The organism is Janthinobacterium sp. AD80 (assembly GCF_002878455.1).
Classification (GTDB): domain Bacteria; phylum Pseudomonadota; class Gammaproteobacteria; order Burkholderiales; family Burkholderiaceae_D; genus Janthinobacterium.
This window is the reverse complement of the sequence record NZ_NRDQ01000175.1, coordinates 1-5,332: the sequence shown is the minus strand read 5'-3', so window position 1 is coordinate 5,332 and position 5,332 is coordinate 1. Positions and strand designations below refer to the sequence as shown.

Genomic DNA, 5,332 nt, shown 5'->3' with positions numbered 1-5,332 from the left:
CGACGACGACACGCCGACGCCGGCGCACGCGCGCTTCACCTGGCCGCGCCTGCTGGCCATGGCTGCGCTGGGCGTGGCCCTGGCCTTCCTCGCCTGGCTGGCCCTGGCCCTGGCGGGCGGACACGCGCACCCGCTGGCGCAGATGGGCGTGTTTTTCAGCAAGGCCGCCCTGCTGACCTTTGGCGGCGCGTATGCCGTGCTGCCTTACCTGGTGCAGGGGGCCGTCGAGCAATACCACTGGATCACCAGCGCGCAGATGATGGATGGCCTGGCCCTGGGCGAAACCACGCCTGGCCCGCTGATCATGATTGTTGCCTTCATCGGTTTTGTCGGCGGCTGGAGCCAGGCCGTGCTGGGCCATGGCGGCCCCCTGTGGCTGGCGGGCATGTGCGGCGCGCTGGTCACGGCCTGGTTCACCTTCCTGCCCTCGTTCATCTTCATCCTGGCCGGCGCGCCGCTGGTGGAGGCGTCGCGCGGCAACCTGCGTCTGAGCGCGCCGTTGACGGCCATCTCGGCGGCCGTGGTCGGCGTCATCGCCAGCCTGGCCCTGTTCTTTGGCCACCATGTCTTCTGGCAAGAAAGTGCGCAGCCGCACTGGGACTGGGTAGCGATGGCCATCGCGCTGGCAGCCGGCGTGGCGCTGATCAGGTATCAAGTAGGCACCATCAAATTGCTGCTCGCCTGTGCCATCTTCGGCCTCGTGCTATCGTATCTGCCTTGAACGACTTAACGTAAGCGGCATTACCTTTCATGGCTGACAAGATTATCTACCTCGCCGAGGCCCGCAACGGGACTCTGGCGATACCCGAACGGCTGGAAAGTCCCAGCGGCAACGTCGCCGACCGCCTGGGCCGGCCCCTGCACGACCTGCGCATCTCGATTACCGACCGCTGCAATTTCCGTTGCGTCTACTGCATGCCGAAGGACGTGTTCGACAAGAACCACGTCTACCTGCCGCACACGGACTTGCTGTCGTTCGAGGAAATCACGCGCGTGGCGCGCCTGTTCGTTGAACACGGCGTGGAAAAAATCCGCCTGACGGGCGGCGAGCCGCTGCTGCGCAAGAATATCGAAAAGCTCATCGCCATGCTGGCCGCCCTGCGCACGCCGTCCGGCCAGCCGCTGGACCTGACCCTGACCACCAATGGCTCCTTGCTGGCAAGGAAAGCACAAGCGCTCAAGGATGCCGGCCTGAACCGCGTCACCGTGTCGCTCGATTCGCTCGACGACGCCACCTTCAAGCGCATGAACGATGTCGATTTCGCCGTGGCCGACGTGCTGCACGGCATCGACGCTGCCCACGCGGCGGGCCTCGGCCCCATCAAGATCAACATGGTCGTCAAGGCCGGCATGAACGAGCAGGAAATCGTGCCCATGGCCCGCCACTTCAAGGGCACGCCCTACATTTTGCGCTTCATCGAATACATGGACGTGGGTGCGTCGAACGGCTGGAACCTGCAGGAAGTCATCCCTTCGGCCGAGGTCGTGCGGCGCATCAGCGAACACCTGCCCTTGCTGCCCGTCAATCGCAACTACACGGGCGAGACGGCGGCGCGCTGGCGCTATGCGGATGGCGGCGGCGAGATCGGCCTCATTTCCAGCGTCACGCAAGCGTTTTGCGGCGACTGCAGCCGCGCCCGCCTCTCGACCGAAGGCAAGCTGTACACGTGTTTGTTCGCCACCAGCGGCCACGACTTGCGCAGCCTGCTGCGCGGCGGCAATAGCGATGCGGAAATATCCACCGTGGTGGCGCATTTATGGCGCGGCCGCAGCGACCGCTATTCGCAATTGCGCACCAGCCAGACGGACTTGACGGGCGGCGCACTTGAGCGCGGCAAAAAGAAAGTGGAAATGTCGTATATCGGCGGCTGAATCCGGGGCGGTGCACGCCCCGCGCTGCTACCATGGCGCATGCACCATTTTTCCTACCTCACATGATCAACACACACGACATTACCGGCCTGGTCCTGGCTGGCGGCCTCGGCACGCGCATGGGCCACAGCGACAAGGGCATGCTGCCCCTGCACGGCCAGCCGTTGGCGCGCCACGTGCTGCAGCGCCTGGCGCCGCAAGTGGGCCAGCTGGCCATCAGCGCGAATGCCCACGCGGAAGATTACGCCCGCTTTGGCCTGCCTGTCTGGCCCGACCTGCTGCCCGGCCAGCTGGGACCGCTGGCAGGCTTGCACAGCGGCATGCGGCACGCCCGCACGCCCTACCTGCTCACTGTTCCTTGCGATTCACCGCTGCTGCCGCCCGACCTGGCGGTGCGCCTGGCGGCCGGTCTGAGCGAGAACGATGCCGACCTGGCCATTGCCGTCACCGAAGAGATGGACCCGGCGACGGGCTCGGCCGTGCGCCGTCCCCATCCTGTCTTTTGCCTGGTGAAAACCTCCGCCCTGCCGCAGCTGGAGGCCTACCTGGCGGCCGGCGAGCGGCGCATGCGCACCTGGCACGGCCCCTTGAAGCTGGCCGAAGTGCTGTTCCAGGAGCATGGCGCGTTCGGCAACGTGAATACGCCGGAGGACCTGGCGGCCCTGCAGGCGCAGGGCCTGTCCGTGCCGATGGCGCAAGCCATCCTGGCCGACGCCGTCGCGCCTGTCGCCGACCTTGAACAACTGGCATTGCCGCAGGCGCTCGAGCGCATCCTGGCGGCCGACATCGTCTCGCCCATCAGCGTGCCCGCGCACGACAATTCCGCCATGGATGGCTATGCGCTGCATGGCGCCGACCTCGGCGGAAATGCTCCCGTGACCCTGGCCGTGGTCGACACCATCCTGGCCGGCCGGCCCGGCACGGTCCCCGTGCAACGGGGGCAATGCGCGCGCATCATGACGGGCGCCGTGATGCCGGACGGCTGCGACAGCGTGGTGCCGCAGGAGCTGGTGCGGCAATCCAGCGAGCACAGCATTACTCTGGCGCCGGACTGCATCCGGCCCGGCGACAACCGCCGCTTCAAGGGCGAGGACTTGATGCAGGGCCAGCCGGCCCTGCCGCAAGGCAAAATACTCGGGCCGGCCGAACTGGGCCTGCTGGCCTCGCTGGGCATCGCCACGGTGCCTGTGCGCCGGCGCCTGCGCGTGGCCTTCTTTTCCACAGGCGACGAATTGCGCTCGATCGGCGAAGCGTTGGAACCGGGCTGCATTTACGACAGCAACCGCTATACCCTGCTGGGCATGCTGACCCGCCTGGGCTGCGAAGTGCTGGACATGGGCATCGTCAAGGACAACCCGCAAGCGCTGGAGACGGCCCTGCGCGGCGCCTGCGCGCAGGCCGACGTCATCATCACTTCGGGCGGCGTCTCCAGCGGTGCGGCCGATTTTACGCGCGAGATCCTGGCGCGCCTCGGTGAAGTGGCTTTCTGGCAAATCAACATGCGCCCTGGCCGGCCCATGGCCTTTGGCAATATTGCCAGCGACGGCCACTCAGCCCTGCTGCTGGGCCTGCCCGGCAATCCCGTGGCCGTGATGGCGGCGTTTTATTTCCTGGCACGCCCCACCTTGCTGCGCCTGATGGGCGCCGATGCCCACACTGCCAGCCCGCTCCTGCTGCAAGTGGCGGCGCAAGACCCCATCCGCAAGAAACGGGGCCGCACGGAATATCAGCGCGGCATCGTCGAACGGGACCCGGACGGAAGCCAGCACGTGCGCTTGACTGGAGCGCAAGGCTCGGGCATCCTGCACTCCATGACGCAAGCCAATTGCATTATCGTTCTGCACGCGGAACAAGGCCATGTGGCGGCCGGCGACCTGGTGGATATTGTGCTGTTGCGAGGACTGATATGAAGCTGATAGTGGCATTGGCCCTGATGCAGGGCATGACGGCGTATGCGGGAGAAGTCCGCAGCAATGGCTACACGGTGCGCTACGACGAGCACATCGAGGAGGCAAGCGGCGACTTGCACGGCGAAAGCGTGGGCAGCATTCGCCTCACGCGCGCCAGCGACCAGACGCTGGTGTGGCAGGAAAACACGCCCTTGCGCCCGGGCTGCGGCGCCATTCCCGCCGTCACGCTGCTCAGCGACCAGTTCGTGGCCCTGTGCGGCCACCTGGGCGGACGCCACTACACGCAGAAGATCATCTTGATGCAAGGAAACACGCCCGGCATGGTCAGCGTCGACCAGTTCGATACTCCCAGCCCTGTGCGCGTGGAAGGGGACGGCACGCTGGCCCTCGACGTCCTGCGGCGCGACCTGTTTCCCGGCGAACTGACAGGCCCGCATTACTTCCACACCGTCTACCGCCTGCAACGCGATGCCGCCACCTTCGGCTTTGTCCCCAGCTTTGAGGCGGAGAGCGCCGAACGCTACTGGCAGCAGTACCGCGTCACGCGCCAGGCGGCGCCTGCGGCGGCCGTACTGCCTGAACTGCTGGCATCGCTACTGGCGGCGCAGTCCGGCAAACAGCCTATTTGCGGTGAACTGGCCGCCATCGCCGCGGATCTGCAACACGGCGGGCAGATTCCCGATGCGCAGGGCGCCCGCACCCTGATGCTGGGCTGGCTGCACAAATTGCCTGCCATCGGCTACCCGGCGTTCAATATGCAAGCCTGCGCAGGCCGCTTCTAACGCCGCGGCCCGGCGCCGCCCGGCGGCGCCACCTCTCCACTCCTCTCCGCTCCTCTCCACCCTGCCGCCTTGCGCGGCATGCCAGCGTGCGCCCCTGCATCCTGCGCGGCCTGCCAGTCCGCGCCGCGCCCACCAGAAAACAAGAAAAAATAATAACTATTTCCTTACGGAACATATCTATCGAAACAACAATCGTTATAATTATTTTATTTATTTGTTGATATCTAAGTTTCTTCGGTGATAACATCGAGTCTCAACCAAATAATTCAATTTTGATATGATTTCCTCAACAAGACTGGCAGAACAACCTTCCTGGATGGCAATGGCCGGCATGCTGGGCACGCTGTGCCTGGTCGGGGTCATGTCGATGGCGCCCCTGCCCGCCTATGCGAAAGCAGGCGCGCGCGCCGATGTGCTGGAAAACTGCAGCTGGAACCGCCCCGGCGTCGATCCTTACATGGGCGATGTGGTGGGCGCCGTCGACCGCTACACGGATATCGCGCCGCAGGTGCGCGAGCAATTGAAGGAGCGCATGCGCGCGCGCCAGTATGATGAAATCGTGGTGATCAGCCGCGACGCCATCCGCGGCAAGGGCAACTACAATGCGCGCATCAGCGAGATGCACTTCGGGCCGGGCCGGGTCTGCCGCAATGTCACGCGGGCAGGCTGGTCGGACCAGATGCAGGAACGGGGTCTCGTGTATTGCGTGCAGGGTCAATGCATCCTGGTGCCCACCGTGTGCCGCAACGTCAGCCGCATCACGCAGAC

The 5,332-nt window shown here is 65.3% G+C and carries 5 protein-coding genes; all 5 read left to right on the top strand.

The genetic code is table 11. The annotated features are described in order from the left end of the window. The coding region (locus tag JaAD80_RS25105) for a chromate transporter (RefSeq protein ID WP_146012529.1) at nt 1–721 on the top strand (721 nt) is incomplete at its 5' end. 29 nt (nt 722–750) lie between these two features. Further along, nucleotides 751–1,872 (top strand): GTP 3',8-cyclase MoaA, encoded by a 1,122-nt coding sequence (moaA, locus tag JaAD80_RS25100; RefSeq protein ID WP_102298610.1) that lies wholly within the window; start codon nt 751–753, stop codon nt 1,870–1,872. A 62-nt stretch (nt 1,873–1,934) separates the two neighbouring features. Then, on the top strand, nt 1,935–3,782 hold the full coding sequence (glp, locus tag JaAD80_RS25095; protein ID WP_258003168.1) for a gephyrin-like molybdotransferase Glp: 1,848 nt from the start codon (nt 1,935–1,937) through the stop codon (nt 3,780–3,782). Then, nucleotides 3,779–4,564, top strand: coding sequence for a hypothetical protein (locus JaAD80_RS25090; protein ID WP_102298606.1), 786 nt, complete (start codon nt 3,779–3,781; stop codon nt 4,562–4,564). The genes glp and JaAD80_RS25090 overlap by 4 nt, the downstream gene beginning before the upstream one ends. Before the next feature lie 322 nt (nt 4,565–4,886). Beyond that, on the top strand, nt 4,887–5,332 hold a 446-nt coding region (locus JaAD80_RS25085), incomplete at its 3' end, for an MHFG family PEP-CTERM protein (RefSeq protein WP_180979582.1).

Excerpts from the sequence above, each read along its gene's own strand:
- moaA (WP_102298610.1), top strand. The coding sequence starts at position 751 with ATGGCTGACAAGATTATCTACCTCGCCGAGGCCCGCAACGGGACTCTG.
- glp (WP_258003168.1), top strand. The coding sequence starts at position 1,935 with ATGATCAACACACACGACATTACCGGCCTGGTCCTGGCTGGCGGCCTC.
- JaAD80_RS25090 (WP_102298606.1), top strand. The coding sequence starts at position 3,779 with ATGAAGCTGATAGTGGCATTGGCCCTGATGCAGGGCATGACGGCGTAT.